21 protein-coding genes and 1 pseudogene are annotated in these 19,676 nt (G+C 72.6%); 12 read left to right on the top strand and 10 right to left on the bottom strand.

Annotated elements, in window-relative coordinates:
• Positions 1–34: 34 nt before the first annotated feature.
• Together Athai_RS24515 and Athai_RS24510 are read right to left on the bottom strand one after the other, a co-directional pair.
• Complete coding sequence (locus Athai_RS24515; RefSeq protein ID WP_203963678.1) at positions 35–2,287, bottom strand: bifunctional glycosyltransferase/CDP-glycerol:glycerophosphate glycerophosphotransferase; 2,253 nt, start codon at positions 2,285–2,287, stop codon at positions 35–37.
• A gap of 494 nt (positions 2,288–2,781) precedes the next feature.
• Complete coding sequence (locus tag Athai_RS24510; RefSeq protein ID WP_203963677.1) at positions 2,782–3,618, bottom strand: MFS transporter; 837 nt, start codon at positions 3,616–3,618, stop codon at positions 2,782–2,784.
• 185 nt (positions 3,619–3,803) lie between these two features.
• Between Athai_RS24510 and Athai_RS24505 the strand changes: the two genes are divergently transcribed.
• Together Athai_RS24505 and Athai_RS24500 are read left to right on the top strand one after the other, a co-directional pair.
• Positions 3,804–4,343 carry a hypothetical protein gene (locus Athai_RS24505; protein WP_203963676.1) on the top strand — a complete coding sequence of 180 codons (540 nt, stop codon included), beginning with the start codon at positions 3,804–3,806 and terminating at the stop codon, positions 4,341–4,343.
• Positions 4,344–4,423: 80 nt separating this feature from the next.
• Positions 4,424–5,251, top strand: a complete 828-nt coding sequence (locus Athai_RS24500) for an alpha/beta fold hydrolase (protein ID WP_203963675.1) — start codon at positions 4,424–4,426, stop codon at positions 5,249–5,251.
• A 105-nt stretch (positions 5,252–5,356) separates the two neighbouring features.
• Here the strand turns inward: Athai_RS24500 and Athai_RS24495 are convergent, their stop codons facing one another.
• The gene (locus tag Athai_RS24495; protein WP_203963674.1) at positions 5,357–6,019 is read right to left on the bottom strand and encodes a hypothetical protein; all 663 of its coding nucleotides are present in this window, start codon (positions 6,017–6,019) and stop codon (positions 5,357–5,359) included.
• Positions 6,020–6,160: 141 nt separating this feature from the next.
• On the opposite strand from Athai_RS24495, the gene Athai_RS24490 reads away from it, so the two are divergent.
• Positions 6,161–6,664, top strand: a complete 504-nt coding sequence (locus tag Athai_RS24490) for an acyl-CoA thioesterase (RefSeq protein ID WP_203963673.1) — start codon at positions 6,161–6,163, stop codon at positions 6,662–6,664.
• A 4-nt stretch (positions 6,665–6,668) separates the two neighbouring features.
• Here Athai_RS24490 and Athai_RS24485 read toward each other — a convergent pair whose 3' ends face one another.
• Positions 6,669–6,902, bottom strand: coding sequence for a GntR family transcriptional regulator (locus Athai_RS24485; protein WP_203963672.1), 234 nt, complete (start codon positions 6,900–6,902; stop codon positions 6,669–6,671).
• A gap of 155 nt (positions 6,903–7,057) precedes the next feature.
• Here Athai_RS24485 and Athai_RS24480 point away from each other — a divergent pair, with 155 nt between their 5' ends.
• The 3 genes and pseudogenes from Athai_RS24480 (at position 7,058) to Athai_RS24470 (ending at position 8,327) form a co-directional block, all read left to right on the top strand.
• Positions 7,058–7,306, top strand: a complete 249-nt coding sequence (locus Athai_RS24480) for a hypothetical protein (RefSeq protein WP_203963671.1) — start codon at positions 7,058–7,060, stop codon at positions 7,304–7,306.
• 125 nt (positions 7,307–7,431) lie between these two features.
• A pseudogene (locus Athai_RS34400) lies at positions 7,432–7,575 on the top strand (acyl-CoA thioesterase); the annotation flags it as partial.
• 509 nt (positions 7,576–8,084) lie between these two features.
• Positions 8,085–8,327 carry a GntR family transcriptional regulator gene (locus Athai_RS24470; protein ID WP_203963669.1) on the top strand — a complete coding sequence of 81 codons (243 nt, stop codon included), beginning with the start codon at positions 8,085–8,087 and terminating at the stop codon, positions 8,325–8,327.
• On the opposite strand, the gene Athai_RS24465 is transcribed toward Athai_RS24470, so the two are convergent.
• Positions 8,317–8,499 carry a ribbon-helix-helix domain-containing protein gene (locus Athai_RS24465; RefSeq protein ID WP_203963668.1) on the bottom strand — a complete coding sequence of 61 codons (183 nt, stop codon included), beginning with the start codon at positions 8,497–8,499 and terminating at the stop codon, positions 8,317–8,319. The two genes, Athai_RS24470 and Athai_RS24465, sit on opposite strands and share 11 nt — an antisense overlap.
• Before the next feature lie 92 nt (positions 8,500–8,591).
• Here Athai_RS24465 and Athai_RS24460 point away from each other — a divergent pair, with 92 nt between their 5' ends.
• On the top strand, positions 8,592–10,595 hold the full coding sequence (locus tag Athai_RS24460; RefSeq protein ID WP_203963667.1) for an acetoacetate--CoA ligase: 2,004 nt from the start codon (positions 8,592–8,594) through the stop codon (positions 10,593–10,595).
• Between the two features lie 88 nt (positions 10,596–10,683).
• Here the strand turns inward: Athai_RS24460 and Athai_RS24455 are convergent, their stop codons facing one another.
• Positions 10,684–11,511 carry an alpha/beta fold hydrolase gene (locus tag Athai_RS24455; RefSeq protein WP_203963666.1) on the bottom strand — a complete coding sequence of 276 codons (828 nt, stop codon included), beginning with the start codon at positions 11,509–11,511 and terminating at the stop codon, positions 10,684–10,686.
• Between the two features lie 229 nt (positions 11,512–11,740).
• Positions 11,741–12,355, bottom strand: a complete 615-nt coding sequence (locus Athai_RS24450; RefSeq protein WP_239157140.1) for a TetR/AcrR family transcriptional regulator — start codon at positions 12,353–12,355, stop codon at positions 11,741–11,743.
• On the opposite strand from Athai_RS24450, the gene Athai_RS24445 reads away from it, so the two are divergent.
• Together Athai_RS24445 and Athai_RS24440 are read left to right on the top strand one after the other, a co-directional pair.
• Positions 12,345–12,536, top strand: a complete 192-nt coding sequence (locus Athai_RS24445) for a hypothetical protein (RefSeq protein ID WP_203963665.1) — start codon at positions 12,345–12,347, stop codon at positions 12,534–12,536. The genes Athai_RS24450 and Athai_RS24445 overlap by 11 nt on opposite strands.
• A gap of 35 nt (positions 12,537–12,571) precedes the next feature.
• Complete coding sequence (locus Athai_RS24440) at positions 12,572–13,225, top strand: NAD(P)-dependent oxidoreductase (RefSeq protein ID WP_239157139.1); 654 nt, start codon at positions 12,572–12,574, stop codon at positions 13,223–13,225.
• 20 nt (positions 13,226–13,245) lie between these two features.
• Here Athai_RS24440 and Athai_RS24435 read toward each other — a convergent pair whose 3' ends face one another.
• The gene (locus Athai_RS24435) at positions 13,246–13,986 is read right to left on the bottom strand and encodes a TIGR03089 family protein (protein ID WP_420829799.1); all 741 of its coding nucleotides are present in this window, start codon (positions 13,984–13,986) and stop codon (positions 13,246–13,248) included.
• Positions 13,987–14,329: 343 nt separating this feature from the next.
• On the opposite strand from Athai_RS24435, the gene Athai_RS24430 reads away from it, so the two are divergent.
• Both Athai_RS24430 and Athai_RS24425 read left to right on the top strand, forming a co-directional pair.
• Positions 14,330–15,478, top strand: a complete 1,149-nt coding sequence (locus Athai_RS24430; RefSeq protein ID WP_203963664.1) for a glycosyltransferase family 4 protein — start codon at positions 14,330–14,332, stop codon at positions 15,476–15,478.
• Positions 15,479–15,558: 80 nt separating this feature from the next.
• Positions 15,559–16,668: a mannose-1-phosphate guanylyltransferase gene (locus tag Athai_RS24425; RefSeq protein WP_203963663.1), complete on the top strand. Its 1,110-nt coding sequence runs from the start codon at positions 15,559–15,561 to the stop codon at positions 16,666–16,668.
• Positions 16,669–16,785: 117 nt separating this feature from the next.
• Here the strand turns inward: Athai_RS24425 and Athai_RS24420 are convergent, their stop codons facing one another.
• Positions 16,786–18,297, bottom strand: coding sequence for an FAD-dependent monooxygenase (locus tag Athai_RS24420; RefSeq protein ID WP_275422670.1), 1,512 nt, complete (start codon positions 18,295–18,297; stop codon positions 16,786–16,788).
• Between the two features lie 26 nt (positions 18,298–18,323).
• Between Athai_RS24420 and Athai_RS24415 the strand changes: the two genes are divergently transcribed.
• The gene (locus Athai_RS24415) at positions 18,324–18,992 is read left to right on the top strand and encodes a TetR/AcrR family transcriptional regulator C-terminal domain-containing protein (protein WP_239157138.1); all 669 of its coding nucleotides are present in this window, start codon (positions 18,324–18,326) and stop codon (positions 18,990–18,992) included.
• Here Athai_RS24415 and Athai_RS24410 read toward each other — a convergent pair.
• Positions 18,952–19,674 (bottom strand): alpha/beta fold hydrolase, encoded by a 723-nt coding sequence (locus Athai_RS24410; RefSeq protein WP_203963661.1) that lies wholly within the window; start codon positions 19,672–19,674, stop codon positions 18,952–18,954. The genes Athai_RS24415 and Athai_RS24410 overlap by 41 nt on opposite strands.
• Positions 19,675–19,676 lie beyond the last annotated feature (2 nt).

Here is a 19,676-nt window from a genome sequence, read left to right as displayed (position 1 = left end):
CCTGTCCCCCTGCAGGCGGTCCGGGCCGGCTCCGTCAGCCGGCGTTGTCGGCCGCCGGCACGAGCTGGGGCGGCAGGATCGCCTCGGACAGCGTGGCCGGGCCGAACGGGGCCGGGTCCTCGCCGAGGAAGATCTTGCGCACCACCCGCTCCGCGGCGTACCCGTCGTCGTACGGGCAGAACCGGGCACGGAAGCTCCGGCGGACGGCGGCCAGCTCCGCCGAGTCGTACGAGCCGGTGCGCAGCGCGGCGCACAGCTCGCCGGCGGCGCGGGTGACGAGGCCGGGCGCCTCGGCAAGCAGGTCGAAGTACGTGCCGCGCACCGTCCGGTACACCTCCCAGTCCGGTGCGAACAGCACGATCGGCCGGTCCAGTACGAGGTAGTCGAACATCGCCGACGAGTAGTCGGTCACGAGCACGTCGGCGACCTGGTAGAGCTCCCGGATGTCGCCGTGCTCGGAGACGTCCAGGATCCGGCCGTCCTCGACGGTCGCGCCGGCACCGCGGTCCAGGTGGTGCCCGCGGATCAACAGCCGGCAGCCGGGCCCGAGCGCCGCGGCGAGTTCGCGGTGGTCGATCAGCGGATCGCCGCCCGCGCGGTACTCGCGGAAGGTCGGCGCGTAGAGCACCACCCGCTCGTCGGCGCCGATGCCGAACTCGGCCCGCAGCCGGGCGGCCGACTCCGCGGTGGCGGTCGCCAGCGCGTCGTTGCGCGGGGAACCGTACTCCAGCGTCCGGACGCTGATCGGGTACGCGCGTTCCCAGACCTCGCTGCAGTACGGGCTGGTCGAGATGCTGTAGTCCCACCGGTCGCACTTGCCCAGCAACGCGGCGAAGTCGTTCTGCCGGGCGAGGATCGGGGAGTTCCGCATGTCGACGCCCATCGCCTTGAGCGGCGTGCCGTGATGGGTCTGCACGTGCACGCTGCCCGGCCGCTTCGGCGTCGACACCGGGAAGTTGACGTTGTTGAACAGGTACTTGGCCCGGGCCAGCGCCCGGTAGTAGGCGGCGGTGCCGTGCACCGCGTACTCGACCCCCGGTGGCAGGCTCGCGACCGCGTCCGGTTTGACCAGCCAGATCCCCCGGACGTTCGGGGCGATCGCGCGCGCTGTCTCGTAGATGGCCCGGTTGTGGCAGCCGTAGCCGGCACCCCAGTAGATCTCGTACACGGCGAGGTTCCGGTCCACCGGGAGCCGCCGCTGCAGCAGGTGGTAGCGGTAGAGCAGGGACCGCTTCGCGCGGTACCTGAGCCGGCCGGCGCGCCGGCGCAGCCCGCGTACCTTGCCGCGCGCGGTCCGGAGCACCCGCAGGGCGGTGCGGGGCAGGCTGAACCGGGCCCAGGAGCCCTGGACGAGCAGCCGGTACCGGAGCCGGCCGATGTCCCGCGGTGGCGCCCAGCCGGCCGGTTCGTGCGCCCGGCACAGCCGGGCCGCGGCCAGGAAGAACCGCCGCCGCAACGCGTTGCCCGGATGGTCGGGGCCGAGCCGGTTGCTGGTGCCCAGCAGCACCAGCAGGTGATCGACCATCCGCGCGTACACGGCGGGCAGCACCGGCGCGGCCCGGTCACCGAGGGCGGCGAGCCGTTCGAAGACCAGCTGGTACTGGTCGATCATGACCAGGTGCTTCGCGCCGCTGGTGCGCAGGATCGAGCCGTGCCGCCGCTGCCGGTAGTGCACGACGACCTGGTCGAGGATCGCGATCCGGTCCGCGGCGCACAGCAGCGGGTAGCTGAACGGCAGGTCCTCGTAGTACCCGGGCGGGAAGTCGAGGTCGTGCCGGAGCAGGAACTCGCGGCGCACGATCTTCGTCCAGGCGCACGGGAACACCCGCAGCAGCTGCGGGAACTCGCCGATGCGGAACACCTCGGGTGCGCCGGCGAGCAGCTCGGCCGTCGAGTTGCGCACCGTACGGCCGTCCCAGTACGTGCGCGCGTAGTCGACGACGAGGACGTCGGGTGCGGTGGCGGCGATGCGTTCGGCGATCGCGGCCAGCGAGTCGGGTGCGATCGAGTCGTCGGAGTCGACGAACCAGACGTACTCGCCGGTGGCGAGTTTCAACCCGGCGTTGCGCGCCGGGCCGAGCCCGCCGTTCACCGGCAGGTGCACCGCCGTGACCCGGGAGTCGGCCGCCGCGTACTCGTCGATGATCGCGCCGCAGTGGTCCGGCGAACGGTCGTCGACGGCGATCACCTCGATGTCGCGGAACCGTTGGTTCAGCAGGGAGTCCAGGCATTCGCGCAGGTATCCCTGCACCTGGTACACGGGTACGACGACGGTCAGGAGCGGCAAGGGAGTCACCTTCGGGCCAGGGCACGGGAAAGGGCCCGGCATCGGAACGCGTGATGCGGGCGGATCCCCGAACGGTGGGGTCAGGACTGGATGTGGCAGCCGCGCGCCGGGGCCGTCAGCAGCGGGCGGCGCAAGCGCCGTCGCCGACGTGGCGCGCGATATCGGTCACCCGGGGGTGCCGGTGCGCGCGAACGGATCGACCCGGAGCACGGCGGTGGCCGGTCTTCGGGGGCTCATGGGTTCCCTTCATGGCGTCGACGGGATCGCGAGACGTCGATGGGTCGCGCTCACTACGTAGACGCCCAGGGGTGGGGCCGGGTTGCTTGTTACCGCGAAGTAGTTGTCCGGCAGGTGACCGTCACCTTGCCGGCGCCGGTACCGTGCCAGCGCGGTGCGGTCAGCATTGGGGCGCGGTGCCGGCGGAGGGCCGGTACCGTGCCAGCGCGGTGCCGGCCGGTGCGGTCGGGGTTGCCCGCGGCGCCGGCGGGTGTCGGTCAGCGTGCGGGCGGGACGGCCGCGGGGCGGGAGCCGCGCTGGACGAGCCCCACGATGGCGATCACCGTGGCGGCCACGCCGACCAGGATGGCGAGGAGCAGCGCGATCATGAAACCCAGCCGGAAGCTGAATCGCTCGCTGACCACGGCGCCGATCAGGGGGCCGGCGACGCCGGCGACGACCAACCCGGCGCCGGACCCGACGGCGGCGGCGACCCGCTGTGCCGGCGCGACGCGCACCACCAGGGCGGCGGCGGTGCCGAGGACGGCGCCGGCACCGATCCCGCCGAGCAGCCTGGCCAGTGCGAGCACCGTGGGGTTCGGCGTGAACACGGCCAGGGTCAAGCCGACCACCATCATCGCGATCGCCGGCAGCGCGACGGCGTTCGGCGCCCGCCGCCCGAGCAGGTACCCGACGGGGAACAGCAACCCGGCCGCGATCAGGTACGGCAGCACGATCCTGGTGAACTGCTGCCCGCTCGACGCGTGCAGCACCCACCGCATCCTCGTGAGGTTCGGCCCGGTCGCCAGGGTGAACACGAAGACGGCCAGCCACGCCGCCGGCACGATTCCGGCGAGCGTCCACAGGGGCCGGGCCGCCGGGCCGGGCCGTTGCCCGAGCGGTCCGGGCGCACCGCCAGCGCCGAACGCTCCGGGACCGTCGGCGAACCCCGCCGTACCAGCGATCCCGGGGCTGCCGGGCATCCCGGGGCTGCCGGGCATGCCGGGGCCGCCAGCGGCGCCGGGCACCCCGGTGCCACCGGGCATCATCCCCGGGACGGCGGGCGGGTTCGGGCTGTCGGGGCCGCCGGGCGTACCGGGCGCGGGGGGATACACGGCGCGAGCGTACAAGGCAGTCAGACCCGCGACAAGGCGGCGGAGCGCGCGGGAGCGGCCGAGCTCGGCGACCGGGCCGGCGGCAGCTTCGTTCCGTGTACTCCACCGGTGGCTCCGCGGTACGGGTGCGGGATGGCTCCGCGGTATGACGCCGCCGGCGTGCGGCGGCACCTAGCGTGCGGGGCATGACGACGACGCACCCACCCGCCCCCGTCCGCGTGCTGCGCGCGGTGCCCGTTGCCGCCGGTCGCGGTGCGCTGCTGCTGCCGCGCGCGCTGGTGGCGCTGGCGGCCACCCTCACCGGCCGTGCGCAGCTCGCCTCCCGGCTGCTGCACCGGGACGCCGTGGACGCCGCCGGAGCCGGTGCGGCGCAACGGATCCGGGCGGCGCTCGCCGGGCTGGTGCTCGGTGTGCTGGCGTTGCTCCCGGTGGGTGCAGTGGTGCTGTGCGTGGCGCGCGGGCTGTGCTACGGGCTGGTCGACCGCGGCCCGTACGACCACTCCTGGGGTGGCCCGACGATGGCCGGCGCGTGGGCGGCGCACTTCGCCATCAGCCTGCCGTTCCTGGCGCTCGGGCTCCTTGCCCTGGCGGGGCTCGACGGGCTGCACCGGCAGCTCGCCGCACCGCTGGCCGGTCGGCGTACCCCGGCCTGGGCGGTGCTGGTCGCGCTGGTCGGGTGCGTGGCCGGGGCGCTGCTGTTCGTGGCCTGGCTCCGGCAGATCTGACCGGCCCGGCAGTTGTGACGGACTCCGGCGGCGGTGACCCGCTGGGCGCCGGGCCTGGGTCGCTGGCAGGATCTGAACCCATGGTTACCTTCTCCGCCGCCGACGGGACCCGACTCGCGTACCGGGTGCTCGGCGAGGGCGACCCGATCGTGTGCCTGCCCGGCGGCCCGACCGACTCTGCCTACCTGGGCGATCTCGGTGGGCTGTCGAAGTACCGGCAAGTGATCGTCCCGGACCTGCGCGGCACCGGCGGCTCCGCGCTCCCGGCCGACCCCGCCTCGTACCGGTGCGACCGGCTGGTGGACGACGTCGAGGCGCTGCGGGCGCACCTCGGGCTGGACCGCATCGATCTGCTCGGCCACTCCGCCGGTGGGAACATCGCGGTGCAGTACCTGGCCCGGTACGCCGAGCGGGTCCGCCGGTTCGCGCTGGTGTGTCCGAGCCCGCGTGCGGTCGGTATCGACATCACTCCGGCGATGCGGCTCGACCTGGCCCGGCAGCGCAGCGCCGAACCCTGGTACCCGGCGGCGTACGCGGCGCTGAGGGTGGCCGCCGAGGGTGGTGACGCGGACCGGGACGCGATCATGCCGTTCTTCTGGGGCCGCTGGGACGAGGCGGCGCGCAACCACCCGGCGAACCGGCCGCACACCAATCCGGAGCTGGTCGAGGGCTACCGGGCCGATGGGGCGTTCGACCCGCCGGCCACCCGGGCCGCGATCGCCGGGTACGACGGGCCGGTGCTGGTGCTGGCCGGCGAGCTCGACATGAACAGCCCGCCGGCCCCGATGTCCGAGTACGCCGGGCTGTTCGCGCACCCGTCGCTGGCGGTACAGCCCGGCGCCGGTCACTACCCGTGGGTCGACGACCCGGCCGCGTTCCTCCGGACCCTGACCGCCTTCCTGCGCTGAGCATCCAGAGCAGTCCACTGTGGACGGGTCGGTGGGGTTCGCCGGTCCCCGGCCGGCCCCGCGGTCAGTTCCCGGGGTCGGCCGATGCTCGGGCCGGCCTGGCCGTCAGTGCGGCGGTTCCGGGGGTCGGCCGATGCTCGGTCCGCCCGCCGGGTCGTCACCGCTGGGTTGCTGCGCCGGCATCGCCCGGGTCGGATCCTCCGCGCCGCTCGGCTGCGACATTCCGGTGTCGGTGGTCAGCGATCCCGAGCGGCTGCCCGACAGCGGGAACTGCCGATCGGTCGTGTCGCCCAGCCCGCTGCCGGCTCCGGCGCTCGCACCGGTGCGGCCGGGGGCGTGCGCGCCGGTGCCGGTGCGCGACGGCCAGCGCTGCCAGCGCCGGACGCTCGCGACCGCGACCAGCATGGCCAGGCCCAGTACCGCGAACAGGCCGCTGCGGGCCGGTCGGGTCCAGATGTCGGTCTGGCCGAACACGCTGTGCGGCAGCCAGTTCAGGAATCCGGGCCACTGCACGTACAGCGCCTGCAGGACCAGGTAGCCGATGCCGGCGATGAGCGGGCCGCTCGGTGAGATCCGGGTCGAGGCGATCAACCCGATCAGCAGGCCGCCGATCGCGAGGAACAGCAACGGCCAGGAGTAGGTGCCCCAGTTGTGGCTGGAGATGCCGGCAACCGCCGTGGCGCCGAGTTTCGCCTGGGCCCAGCCGAGCACTCCCCAGGCGACGATCGCGACCACGATGCCGGCGATGAAACTGCTGAGGTGTCGCATCTCTGCCTCCCTCGACAGCGAGTCGAGGCAATAGCCTCCCGGGCCGGTTCGTCCGGCTCGTCGGGTCGGGCGGTGTGGCAGCCGTCCGGCTCCGGACGGGACGTGAGGACCAGCCCCAAGCCCGACCGTACCGTGTCAGGCATGAACCTGCTCGCTGGGAAACCGACGTCGTACTCCCGGGTAACACTCAGTCGGATCATGACCGCCGCCGACGTCAACCTGTACGGGACCGTGCACGGCGGCGTGATCATGAAGTTCGTGGACGACGCCGCCGGCGCGGCCGCGGCCCGGCACTCCGGTGGCAACGCCGTCACCGCGGCCATCGACGAGATCGTCTTCGCCGCCCCGGTACGAGTGGGCGACCTGGTGCACGCGCACGCCGCCGTGAACTGGACCGGCAGCTCGTCGCTGGAGGTCGGCGTGCGGGTGGTGGCCGAACGCTGGGACACCGCCGGTACCGAGCCGGTCGAGGTGGCCACCGCCTACCTGGTGTTCGTCGGCATCGACGCGGACGGCAAGCCGCGCCCGATCCCGCCGGTACTGCCGGAGACCCCGGACGACGAGCGCCGCCAGCGCGAGGCCGAGATCCGCCGCACCCACCGGCTCGCCCGCCGCGACGCCATAGCCCAGTCCCGCACCGCCTGACGGTTCAGCGGCCGCGGACGTAGCTGCCGCGGCCGGTGACGGTGTAGACGAGGCCGCGTTCCTGGAGGTCCCGGATCACTCGCCGCGCGGTCATGATGGCGATGCCGTACTCCTGTCGCATGGCGGTCTGCGACGGGATGGCGTCGTCCTGGTGGAACTCGCCAGCCTTGATCCGCTGGGCGATGTCGTCCGCCACCTGTTTCCACACCGGCACCGGCCCGCCGTGTCGGATCTCCATACCGCTGAGCATGGCGACCTGCAACTAACTTCGTAGGTGTATATCAATCTATAGCTCGATGTAGATCGGTATAGATTTGACTGCTAAGGTCGGCCAGGTCCGTTGTGCGCTTGGTCCTCGGCGTGAACCGTCACCTTCCCGGAAAGTGGGTCCACATGTCGAAAGCTTCTGAACCGGTCATCCGGTACTGCACACCGCGCGCCGGCGATCAGGTCTTCATCTGTCCGGCCGCGGGAGTGCACGGCCACGGCAGTTTCTGGGCCATGGTCGTCAGTACGACGCCGGCGCTCGTCCGGCAGGCGCTGTACGTGAGGGTCGTGCCGGTTGACGAGATCGACGGCGCGGCGCGGGTGCAGACGTTCTACGTGCGACTCGCCGGGTTGCTGACCCGGGTCATGTCGTGACCGTTCCGCTCGCCGCCGGTTGGGTCCTCTCGTTGTTCCTCGCCTTCGCCATCGGCCTCGTAGTCGGTCATGGTCAGCGGTGACGGAGGTTCTTTGGCGGTGTCACCGCGCCCTCGGCCGACGATGTCGACGCGGACGGCAAGCCGCGCCCGATCCCGCCGGTACTGCCGGAGACCCCGGACGACGAGCGCCGCCAGCGCGAGGCCGAGATCCGCCGCACCCACCGGCTCGCCCGCCGCGACGCCATAGCCCAGTCCCGCACCGCCTGACCGCGCTATCGCTGCCGATGCGCGCAGCACATGCCGAGAACGAAGGCCAATACCAGTGAAAACGTCCAACCCAGCGCGATCGGAATAGTCATGGCATTCGCCGGACGAGCAGGCTGGAGATCCGTGCGTAGAAGACCTTCGGCGTCGCGGTGCCGTCTCGATGTCGTCGACCGGCACGACGCGCAGATAGACCGCACCGTTGACCAGTGCGGGCATCGTGGAGACGACCATCGCCCACCAACATCCGTGTCCATGAATCCCGGCGCGGGGGGCGATGAAGACCTGATCGCCTGCTCTGATGTCGTCCGCCGAGAGCACGTACGTGGCCGTAGGCTTGGACATGTCCGCTCCCTTCACGAGCGGTCAGACCCTCGGGCGCCCCGACCGGTGTCCGAGGGTCGCTTTGTGCGCTGACGCCGTCACGATAGCTAACTCATCTGTAGACGTCTACTCCGGGCTCATGACAGATCTAGAGATCATGGCATCGATGTACGCCATAGCCTCGGGGCATGGTCGACTTCTCAGGGGTGGATCCCGATCGGGTCGAGCCCCTGTACGAGCAGGTGGCCGAGGTGCTCCGGGCTGCGATCAAGGCCGGCGAGGTGCAGCCCGGCTATCGGTTGCCGTCAGAGTCCGGCATCGTGCAAGCGAGCGGCGTCTCGCGGCTGACCGCACGCCGCGCCGTCCAGTTGCTCGTCTCGGAAGGCTTGGTCACGGTCGTGCAGGGCCGGGGCACCTTCGTCAAGAAGTAGTGTGACCCGGCCCGCGCGGCGTGGGTCCGGACGTGTCGATCACTCTCAGCAGCGCGAGATCGATGCCTTCTCGGATGAGTTGGTTCCGAGACCGGCCAGTCGGACGGGCCATTTCCTTGAGCCCTTCCAGCTGTGCACGGCTGAGATAGATGCTCATGCGCACCTTGTCCATGTACCCAGCCTGGTCCGCGGCCGGGGGTGACGGGGGAGCCTGGGGTGGGCAAGATGGGGGCCGGTCACGACGGGGTGATGTGAGGAGGCGGTATGGGCGGGATCGACCAGGACGCGACCGGCGAGGCGGCCGAGACCGGCGCGGTGCTGTGGCGGCCACCGGCCGACGTGGCCGACCGTACCCGGGTCGGTGACTACCTGCGCTGGCTGCGCGAGCACCGCGGGCGCGACTTCGCCGGCTACGCCGACCTGTACGACTGGTCGGTGACCGACCTGGCCGGTTTCTGGTCCTCGGTCTGGGAGTACTTCGACCTCACGCCCGGGGTGCCGGCCGGCCCGGCGCTGACCGAGGACCGGATGCCCGGTGCGCGCTGGTTCCCGCAGGCGCGGCTGAACTACGCGCAGCGGGTGCTCGCGATGCCCGGCCTGGCCGACGACGATCTCGCGGTGCTCGGCCGGTCGCAGAGCCGCGGCCCGGTGGAGCTGACCGCGGCGCAGCTGCGCGACCAGGTGGCGCGGGCCCGGGCCGGGCTGGTCCGGCTCGGCGTCGGCAGGGGCGACCGGGTCGCCGCCTACCTGCCGAACGTGCCGGAGACGGTGGTGCTGCTGCTCGCCACCGCGAGCCTGGGTGCGGTGTTCTCCAGCTGCGCGCCGGAGTTCGGCACCCGCAGCGTGTGCGACCGCTGGCAGCAGATCGAACCGACCGTGCTGGTCGCGGTCGACGGCTACCAGTACGGGCGCAAGGCGATCGACCGCACCGCCGAGGTGGCGGCGATCCGGGACGCGCTGCCCAGCGTCCGGCACACCGTGGTGTTGTCCTATCTGGACGGTGTCGCCGCGGTGCCGGACGCGTTGTCCTGGCAGGAGTTCACCGCCGAGGCCGGGCCACTGGAGTTCGAGCAGGTCGGTTTCGACCACCCGCTCTACGTGCTCTACTCGTCCGGGACGACCGGGCTGCCGAAGCCGATCGTGCACGGCCACGGCGGCATCCTGCTCGAACACGTCAAGTCGCACGCGCTGCATGCCGATCTCGGCCCCGGCGACCGGTTCTTCTGGTTCTCCACCACCGGCTGGATGATGTGGAACTACCTGGTCAGCGCGCCGGCGGTGGGCGCCGCGATCGTGCTGTACGACGGGAATCCCGGCTACCCCGACCTCGGTGCCCTGTGGCAGCTGGCGGCCGAGACGGGCGTGACCTACTTCGGTACCTCCGCGCCGTTCCTGCTGTCCTGCCGCAAGGCGGAGCTGGTGCCCAACCAGCTCGCCGAGCTGAGCCGGATCCGGGGCGTCGGGTCGACCGGCGCGCCGCTGCCGCCGGAAGGCTTCCGCTGGGTGTACGAGAACGTCGGCGCCGACGTGCTGCTGTCGTCGTTCTCCGGCGGTACCGACGTGTGCACCGGCTTCGTCGGCGGCTCGCCGCTGCTGCCGGTGTACGAGGGGGAGATCTCCGGCCGCTGCCTGGGCTGCGCGGTGGAGTCGTTCGACGCCAACGGAACCCCGCAGCGCGACCGGCTCGGCGAGCTGGTGATCACCCGACCGATGCCGTCGATGCCGGTCGGATTCTGGGGCGACACCGACGGCTCCCGGTACGCCGACGCGTACTTCTCGGTGTTCCCGGGCGTGTGGCGGCACGGCGACTGGATCACCATCACCTCCCGCGGCACCTGCCTGATCACCGGGCGGTCCGACGCCACGCTCAACCGCGGCGGGGTGCGGCTGGGTACCGCCGAGTTCTACTCGGTGGTCGAGGGGCTGCCGCAGGTCGAGGACTCGGTGGTGGTGCACCTGGAGGACGACGAGGGCGGCGCCGGTGAGCTGCTGCTGTTCGTGGTGCCGGCGGCCGGGGTCGACCTGGACGACGAGCTGCGCCGCACCATCAACACCGCGCTGCGGTCCAACCTGTCGCCCCGGCACGTACCGGACGCGATCTACCAGGTGCCGGCGGTCCCGCACACGCTGTCGGCGAAGAAGTTGGAGGTGCCGGTCAAGCGGATCCTGACCGGGACGCCGGCCGATTCGGCGGCGGCGAAGGGCGCGCTGGCCAATCCGGAGTCGCTGTCCGCGTTCGAGCAGCTCGCCCGGGACCGTCAGGGCTGACAGGGCGGCCCCCCCGGCCGCCGGGGGCCGTCCCCGCCGCACCGGGCCGGCCCGGTGCGGCGGCGCCCCTGCCGCACCGGGGCCGTGGTCAGCTCCGGAGGAACTCCAGCAGGTCGGTGTTGAACTGCTCCCGGGTGCCGGCCACGGCGGCCAGGCCGTGCGAGGCGCCGGGATAGACCTTGAGGGTGGCGTTCGGGATGATCGTCGCCGCCTTCTGCGAGGCCGGGCCGATGGGCACGATCTGGTCGTCGTCGCCGTGCACCAGCAGCGTCGGTACGTCGATCTTGCGCAGGTCGGGCGTGAAGTCGGTCTCGGAGAACTGCGCCACGCAGTCGATCGCGCCCTTGATCGTCTGCTGCATGGCCATCCGCCAGAAGTCGTCCTTGTTGCCCTGGGTGACCTTGTTGCCGGGCCGGTTCGCCCCGAAGAACGGCTCGGTGAGGTCGCGCCAGAACTGCGACCGCCCGGTGCGGATGCCGTCCCGGATGCCGTCGAACACGTCCATCGGCAGGCCGTCCGGGTTGTTGTCGGTTTTGAGCATCAGCGGCGGTACCGCGCCGACCATCACCATCTTGCTCAGTCGCGCGGTGCCGTGCCGGCCCACGTAGCGGGCGATCTCGCCGCCGCCCATCGAGTGCGCGACCAGGACGACGTCGTGCAGGTCGAGCTTCTCGATCAGCGCGGCGAGGTCGTCGGCGAACGTGTCGTAGTCGTACCCGTGCCACACCTTCGACGAGCGGCCGTGGCCGCGCCGGTCGTGCGCGATGCCGCGGTAGCCGTTCTCCGCCACGCACAGCAGCTGGTCTTCCCAGGCGTCGGCGTTGAGTGGCCAGCCGTGGCTGAACACGACCGGTTGTCCGCTGCCCCAGTCCTTGTAGTAGATCTCGGTGCCGTCCGATACCGTCACGTAACCCATTGCGCCTCCCGTTGCTGCGAGCCCACCCGGGTCCGGGCTCTCCCCGAAGGGCCCGCCGCGACGCCGTCTCGGCCGGCGCGACGCCGTCTCGGCCGGCCTGGGCCGGACGCGGCGGGACCCTCTGCCGAGGTTCGCAGCAACGCGACGCTGCGCCGCCCGGAACGCGAAAATCCGATCCGGAGCTGGCCGAGGATCGGGCCCGGCATCGGGCGAACGGACGAGTGCCAGCTCAGCGCAGGCCGGCGAGCAGCGTGTCGACCAGCGCCGCGGCCCGCTGCTGCGCCTGCGCCGGGTCGTACTCGCGCTGCGCGAAGGTGTCCAGGAACGCGTGCTGCAGGCAGCCGCCGATCAGCAGCCGGGCCGCCGCGGCGCAGTCGGCATCGGCCCGTATCCGGCCGGCGCGCTGCTGGTCGCGCAGGTAGCCGGTGAGGCCGTCGACCGGTTTGTGCGGCCCGGCGCCGCGGCGCTCCAGCTCGGCGCGGTGCGCGGCGAGCAGCCTCGGCTCGGAGAACAGCGAGGCGCCGATCGGGTAACTGTCGTGGTAGAAGGCGAGTGTTCGGGCGGCGATGGCGACCAGGTTGTCGCGCAGCGAACCGTCCGGTTCGGCGGCGAGCAGCCCGGCGAGCGAGGGCAGCCGTTCGTGCAGGACCGCGAGGAACAGCTCGGTCTTGTCCTCGAAATGCTTGTACAGCGTGGCCTCGGAGTAGCCGGCCGCCCTGGCGATCTGCTTGGTGGTGGCACGAGCGAGCCCGTCGCGGTGCATCACCTCGGCGGCGGCGTCGAGGATCCGGTCCCGGGTACCGCCGCGTCGCCCTCCGCTGCCACCCGCAGGCGTGCTCGGCACGGTGCTGCTGGGCGTGCTCGGCACGGTGCTGCTGGGCGTGCTCGGCACGGTGCCGCCGGGCGTGCTCGGCACGGTGCCGCCGGGCGTGCTCGGCACGGTGCCGCCGGGCGTGCTCGGCACGGTGCCGCCGGGGGTACTCGCAACGGTGCGGTCGGGGCTGCTCGGCACGCTGCCTCCTTGACGGGTTAGTGGTTACTCACCATACTAGGTGGGTGAGTGCTCACTAACCAGAAGGGCGAGCTCATGCAGATCACCGTCTTCGGGGCAACCGGCCGCATCGGTACCCACGTCGTACGGCAGGCGCTCGACGCGGGACACAAGGTCGTCGCCGTGGTCCGGGACCCGGCCCGGCTCGACGTGGCCGCCACCCCGGCGCTGCGGGTGCACACCGCCGCCGTGCTCGACCCGGAGAGCATCACCCCGGCGGTGGACGGTGCCGACGCCGTGGTCTCCGCGCTCGGACCGCACGGCCGCGGCCCGACCACGGTGTGCTCCGACGGCACCCGCGCCGAGCTGGCCGCGATGGCTGCCACCGGGGTACGCCGGCTGGTCGTGGTCAGCGCCAACGGCGCCTACGTCGACGCCGGGGACAACCTGCTCAACCGGTTGGTGGTCAAGCCGCTGCTCGGCCGGCTGCTGCGGGAGGGCTTCACCGACACCCGGCGGTCCGACGACCAGGTCCGGGCCAGCGGGACGGACTGGACGATCATGCGGCCGCCGCGGCTGACCGACGGTCCGCACCGCCGCTACCGCACCGCCCTGGACCGCAACATCGGCATCACCATCGCCCGTACCGACGTGGCGGCGGCGATCCTCGCCGTGCTGGCCGACGACACGACGATCCGGCACACCGTCGGCGTCGGCTACTGAAGGTCGTCCACTATGGACGGTCAGGTACGGGTGGTGACCCGCTCGGCGGCCGCGATCGCGTCCAACCGTTCCGCGCCGGCGTTGCGCACCAGCACCACCGAGGCGCCCAGCATCAGCGGCGCGAACAGCCAGGCCACCGGATCCGGCTCCGCGTCGACCGGGATCAGCAGCCGCCCGCCGGGCAGCAGGCGGGACTCGCCGGCATGCCGCCGGGCCCGGTCGGCCAGCGCCGTCTGGCTCACCGGTTCCGGCTCGTACCAGGCGATCCCGCTCGGATCCGCCGGCGCCGCGGAGTACCGGTCGCCGAACGCGCGCACCGCCACCACGTAGTCCAGCGCGCCGGCCGGGACGGTACCCAACGGCATCGCCATCGGCGCCAGCCCGAGCAGGTAGGTCTCGGCCGGCCGGGCGGCCCGCGCCTGCTCGGCGCGATCGGGCGTGGCGAACGCGATGTCCACCGGCACCGGCCCGGCGGCGGCGTCGGCGACGCGCACTGGTACCCCGGCGGTCAGGCAGCCGAGCAGCACCGCGGCGGTCTGCCAGTGCGCCGGCAGCAGCACCGCGACGCTGTCGTCCGGGCCCAGCGCGGCACCGTCGACCAGCAGGTTCGCCGTCTTCGACACCCAGTTGTCCAGCGTCACCGCGGACAGCTCGGTCCGCTCGCCGAGCCGCTCGTCGTAGTACGTGATCAGCGGCGCGTTCTGGTTCGCACGCAGCGCGGCGGCCAGCGCCGCGGGCACGGTGGACGGATCGCTCGACACGGCCACACGATATCGTCGGTCGCTGGCGTGCCCACCCCGGGCGTGCCGTGACCCGGCCGCCGAGCCGCGGTGACGCCGATCCGGGCGGTATCCGGGCCTGCCGGCGAACGTGTCCCGGCCCGGGGGCGATGCCGGCCAGCCGGCGTGCCGCGGTACCAACCTCTAAGGTGAACGGGTCGGTACCGGGACGTGTCGGTCGTCGTGGCGCCCGTCGTTCGCGACGCTTCCGGCGTAGGCTTGCAGGCTGGCACCCGACGCGGCGCGGCCCACCGTGCGGCGGGTGTCGGGTACGAGAAGGTGACTTCGCATCGGCGGAGCGCGCAGCGGCTGGGGAGTGGTCGGGATGACCGGAGGCGAACTGCCCCGGGTGCTGTTCGACGCGACGAGCGTGCCGGCCGACCGAGGTGGCGTCGGGCGCTACGTGGACGGACTGCTGCAGGCGTTGTCCCGGGTCCAGCACGGTTTGACGGTGGTGTGCCAGCGCACCGACGCGGAGCGATACTCGCGGCTGTTGCCGCACGCCGACGTGGTCGTCGGCCCGGCCGCCGTGTCGCACCGCCCGGCCCGGCTGGCCTGGGAGCAGACCGGGCTGCCGCTGCTCGCGCAGCAGCAGGGCGCGCACGTGATCCACTCGCCGTTCTACACCTGCCCGCTGCGCGCCGCCTGCCCGGTGACGGTGACCGTGCACGACGCGACGTTCTTCACCGAGCCCGACCACTACGAGAAGGCACGCGGCACCTTCTTCCGGTCCGCCATCAAGACCTCGCTGCGCCGTGCGGCGCGGGTGATCGTGCCGAGCAAGGCGACCCGCGACGAGCTGATCCGGTTGCTGGACGCCGATCCGACCCGGCTGGACGTGGCGTACCACGGGGTCGACCCGGACGCGTTCCACCCGCCGTCGGCGGACGAGCAGGCCCGGGTGGCGGCCCGCCTCGGCCTCGCCGACACGCCGTACGTGGCGTTTCTCGGTGCCAAGGAGCCGCGCAAGAACGTGCCGGAGCTGATCCGCGGCTGGGTGCGTGCGGTGTCGGCGCGGGAGAACCCGCCGGCGCTGGTGCTCGCCGGCGGCAACGGGCACGACGAGGAGATCGACAAGGCGGTGGCCGAGGTGCCGCCGCACCTGCGGCTGCTGCGGCCCGGCTACCTGCGCTACGCCGACCTGCCCGGTTACCTGGGTGGCGCGCAGGTCGCGGCCTACCCCAGCCACGGCGAGGGGTTCGGGCTGCCGGTGCTGGAGGCGATGGCCTGCGGCGCCGCCGTGCTGACCACGCCGCGCCTGTCGCTGCCCGAGGTCGGCGGCGACGCGGTCGCCTACACCGGCGAGTCCGCCGAGGAGATCGGGCACGACCTGGCCGCGCTGCTGGACGACGTCGAGCGACGCGCCGACCTGGGCCGCCGGGGCTACGAGCGGTCCCGGGAGTTCACCTGGGAGCAGAGCGCCGAGGTGCACATCGCGGCCTGGACCAGGGCCGCCGCTCTGGTCACCGCCTGACGGCCGCTGCCGGGTCGCGGGTCCGATCACTCCCTGGTGTCGTCCAGGTGGCTTTCAGTTCGGCCGGTTAGTCTGCCGGGATGACCGACGAGGGCGGCTTCTACGCGGTGGTACCGGCGGGCGGCAGCGGCACCAGGCTGTGGCCGTTGTCGCGCGCCGGCCGACCCAAGTTCCTGCACCACCTGACCGGTTCGGACCGCACCCTGCTGCAGGCGACCATCGACCGGCTGGCGCCGTTCGCCCCCGCCGAACGCACCTACGTGGTGACCGGGGTGGCGCACGCGGCCGGGGTGTCGCGGCAGCTGCCGGCGCTGCCGGCGGACAACATCCTGGTCGAGCCGTCGCCGCGGGAGTCCTGCGCGGCGATCGGGCTGGCCGCGATGGTGATCGCCCGCCGGGACCCGACCGCGGTGATGGGCTCGTTCGCCGCCGACCACCTGGTCCGCTTCACCGAACGGTTCCGCTCCTCGGTGCGGGACGCGATCGACACCGCCCGCGCCGGCTACCTGACCACGATCGGCATCACCCCGACGCATCCCGAGACCGGTTACGGCTACCTGCGCTGCGCCGAGACGCTCGGTGCCGGGCCGGGGCGGCTGGTCGGCGAGTTCAAGGAGAAGCCGTCGCACGAGGTCGCCGTCGAGTACGTCGAGTCCGGGAAGTACCTGTGGAACGCCGGCATGTTCGTCTGGTCGGTGCGCGCGTTCCTGGACGAGCTGGCCCGCCAGCAGCCCGAGCTGCACGACGGGCTGAGCCGGGTGGTCGCCAGCTGGGACTCGCCGCAGCGGGAGGAGACCATCGGCGAGATCTGGCCGACGCTGCCGAAGATCTCGGTCGACTATGCGGTGATGGAGGGCGCGGCCCGGGCCGGCCGGGTCGCCACCGTGCCGGGCAGTTTCGGCTGGACCGACGTCGGCGACTTCCACACCCTCGGCGTGGTACTGCCGATGGACGACGACGGCAACGTGGTGGTCCGGGGCGAGGAGCGGGGCGGTGAGGTGCTCGCCATCGACGCGCACGACACGGTGGTGGTGCCGCGTTCCGGCCGGCTGGTCGCCGCCCTCGGCGTGCACGACCTGGTGGTCGTCGACACCGCCGACGCCGTCCTGGTCTGCCCGCGCAACCGCGCCCAGGACGTCAAGAAGCTCGTCGACCGCCTCAAGGAACGCGGCGAACGCGAACTGATCTAGAAGATCACTCAGTCTTGGAGCCCGTTCTTCGCGGGTGCCCCGAGCCTGCCGGCTAGCGCTCGTCGTTCGGTGACTCGATCCCCGGACCCGGGTTCCTGCCGGCGCGGACACCCGCTATCAGCCGGCCGGCACCCGCGCACGGCGGACCCAGGTCGACAGGGCGGTATCGAGGCCGGTGGTATCGCCCTCGACCGCGGTGGCCCAGGCGATGTGGCCGTCCGGGCGGACCAGCGCCGCGGCGGGTGCCGGTACCGTGCCGAGCACCGGCACCCGCCACGTCGCCGCAGTGCCGTGGGCGAGCACGTGATCGATGGCGCCAGCCCGATCCCGCGGTACCGCGACGGGTGTGGCGCCGAGGTCCAGCAACACCGGCCGGGCCGGGTGCAGCAGTTGGTAGGCGCGCCGACCGTCGGGCAGATCGATGTCGGGCAGCCGCCGGCCGACCAGCGGGTGCCCGCCGCCCAGCGGGTAGGTCACATCGAGCGCGGTGACCATGCCGGCCAGCTGGTCGTTGACCGCGGGCTGCTCGATCAGGCCGGCCATGGTGGACCGCAGCGCCTCGGTCTGCGCGTCGTACCCGCCGAGCGCGACCTGCGCACGGGTGTTGTCCAGCACGCGCGCGCCGACCGGGTGCCGCTCGTCGTGGTATGTGTCGAGCAGCGTGTCGTCGGCATCGCCGCGCAGCACTGCGGCGATTTTCCAGCCGAGGTTGATCGCGTCCTGCACGCCGGTGTTGAGGCCCTGCCCGCCGGCCGGGTAGTGGATGTGCGCGGCGTCGCCGGCGAGCAGCACCCGGCCCTGCCGGTACCGGTCGGCCTGCCGAGCGGTGTCGCCGTAGCGGGACAGCCAGCGCGGCGAGTGCAGCCCGAAGTCGCGACCGGCGATCTCGATCAGGCTGCTTCGCAGCCGGTCGAGGGTGACCGGGCCGTCCTGCGGAAGCACGCCGGTCCGGGTGGTCATCACCCGGTACCAGCCGGCCTCGAAGCCGAGCACGCTGTAGTCGCCGCGGGCGGTGCGCTGCTGGAAGACGTTCCCTGCGGGCGGGTCGGCCAGCTCGACGTCGCCGAGCAGCGAGGTCAGCGTCGCGTCGGTGCCGGGATAGCCGATGCCGGCGCGGTGCCGCACCACGCTGCGGCCTCCGTCGCAGCCGACCAGGTACCGGCCGCGCACGGTGCCGCCGTCGGCGAGCGTGACGGTGACGCCGTCGGTGTCCTGCCGCAGGTCGGTGACCTCGGCGTCGCGCCGGATCGCGACGCCGAGCGCGCTGGCCTGCTCGGCGAGCAGCCGTTCGACATGCGACTGCAGCAGCACCAGCAGGTACGGGTATCGAGTGGGCAGGTCGTGCAGGCGCAGCGGCAGCCCGGAGAAGTGGCCGGCCGACAGTGGCCGTCCCTCGGCGAGGAACGGTTCGACCATGCCGCGCTGGTCGAGCACCTCCAGCGTGCGGGCGTGCAGGCCGCCCGCGCGGGACTCGCCGGTGGGGCCGGTGCGCCGTTCCAGGATCAGCACCTCGACGCCGGCGAGGGCGAGCTCGCAGCCGAGCATCAGGCCGGTCGGGCCGGCACCGGCGATCACCACGTCTGCCATGACGCGCTCCTTAACATCGTTAAATTTAACGCTGTTAAGGATGGCTTGAACGCTGTTAAGGTGTCAACGTGCCGAAGGTGCGAAACGGATCACGCCTCGACCGGGCGGCGATCGCCGCCGCCGGGCTGCGGCTGCTCGACGAGGCCGGCCTGGACGGGTTGACCATGCGCGCGGTCGCTGCTGCACTCGACGTGCAGGCGCCCGCGCTCTACTGGCACATCCGCAACAAGCAGGAACTGCTCGACGCGATGGCCGAACGCCTGTTCGTCGCCGTCGCCGACGGGGTCCGCGCGCCCGCCGAGGGCGTCGACTGGATGCAGTGGTCCGCCGACGTGGTCCGGCGGCTACGCCGCGAGCTGCTCCGACACCGCGACGGCGCCCGGGTGCTCGCCGGTACCGACGTGTCCCACCCGGCGGTGCACGGGGTGATCGAGCTGACCCTGCACACCCTGACCGCGGCCGGCTTCGGCACCCGGCAGGCGGCCCGGGCCTTCCCGACGCTGCTGCACTACACGATCGGGTTCACCATCGAGGAGCAGGCGCGGGTCGGCGAGGCGTACCCGGAGAACCCCTACATCCCGGAACGCATCGCGCAGAGCATCGACGCGACGAGGTTCCCGCTCACCGCCGCGACCATCGGCGACATGTTCGACCCGGACACCGACGCCGCCTTCGACGAGGGTCTACAGCTCATCCTCACCGGCATGGCCGCCCTGCTCCCCGGCCAGCGGCGGTGACGGCGAGGTACTCGGCCACCAGCCGTCGCCAGACACCCGGGTGGGTGTGCCAGAAGTCGTGCGGCACCGCCGGTACCCGGTGCAGCGATCCATCCGGGGTCAGCGCAGCGAGTTGCTCGATCGGCCAGGACGGCCGGACGTCCCCGCCAGCCAGCACGAACCGGACCGGTACCGGCAGGCGGCTCAGCCGCGCCAGCAGGTCCGGGCGCTTGATCCAGCGCCGCCAACTGCTGGTCAGGCTGCGATGCACGGCCTCGTCGTACTCGATGTCGACGGCCGGCTCGGCGGCTCGCCCCGCCTCGTAGGCCGCCTTCCAGTCCCGGTCGTTCTGGATCCCGGTGCCGCAGACCGCCAGCACGCCGGCCACCGAGCCCGGGTACTCGACGGCATACGCCAATGCCAGATCCGCGCCGAAGGAGTGACCGAGCACGAGCCAGCGTTCGGTGCCCACCGTGCGGCGCAGATCCTCCAGGTCGGCCATGGCCCGGGCGATGCCATGCGGCCCGCCACCACTCGACCCGACGCCGCGCGGCTCCGGCGACAGTGCCCGTACCGGTGCCTCCGGGCCGAGGTCGGGAAGGTAGTTGACGCAGCCGGGTCCACCGCTGAGCTGCACCAGGGTCGCGTCCGCGGCGGATCCACTCCGGCGGACGACGAGTTCCACACCGTCGTCGGCACGCATGG

It is taken from the genome of Actinocatenispora thailandica (assembly GCF_016865425.1).
In the GTDB taxonomy this organism is placed as follows: domain Bacteria; phylum Actinomycetota; class Actinomycetes; order Mycobacteriales; family Micromonosporaceae; genus Actinocatenispora; species Actinocatenispora thailandica.
The sequence above is the reverse complement of the archived record's forward strand: the minus strand, read 5'-3'. Positions and strand labels throughout refer to the sequence as shown.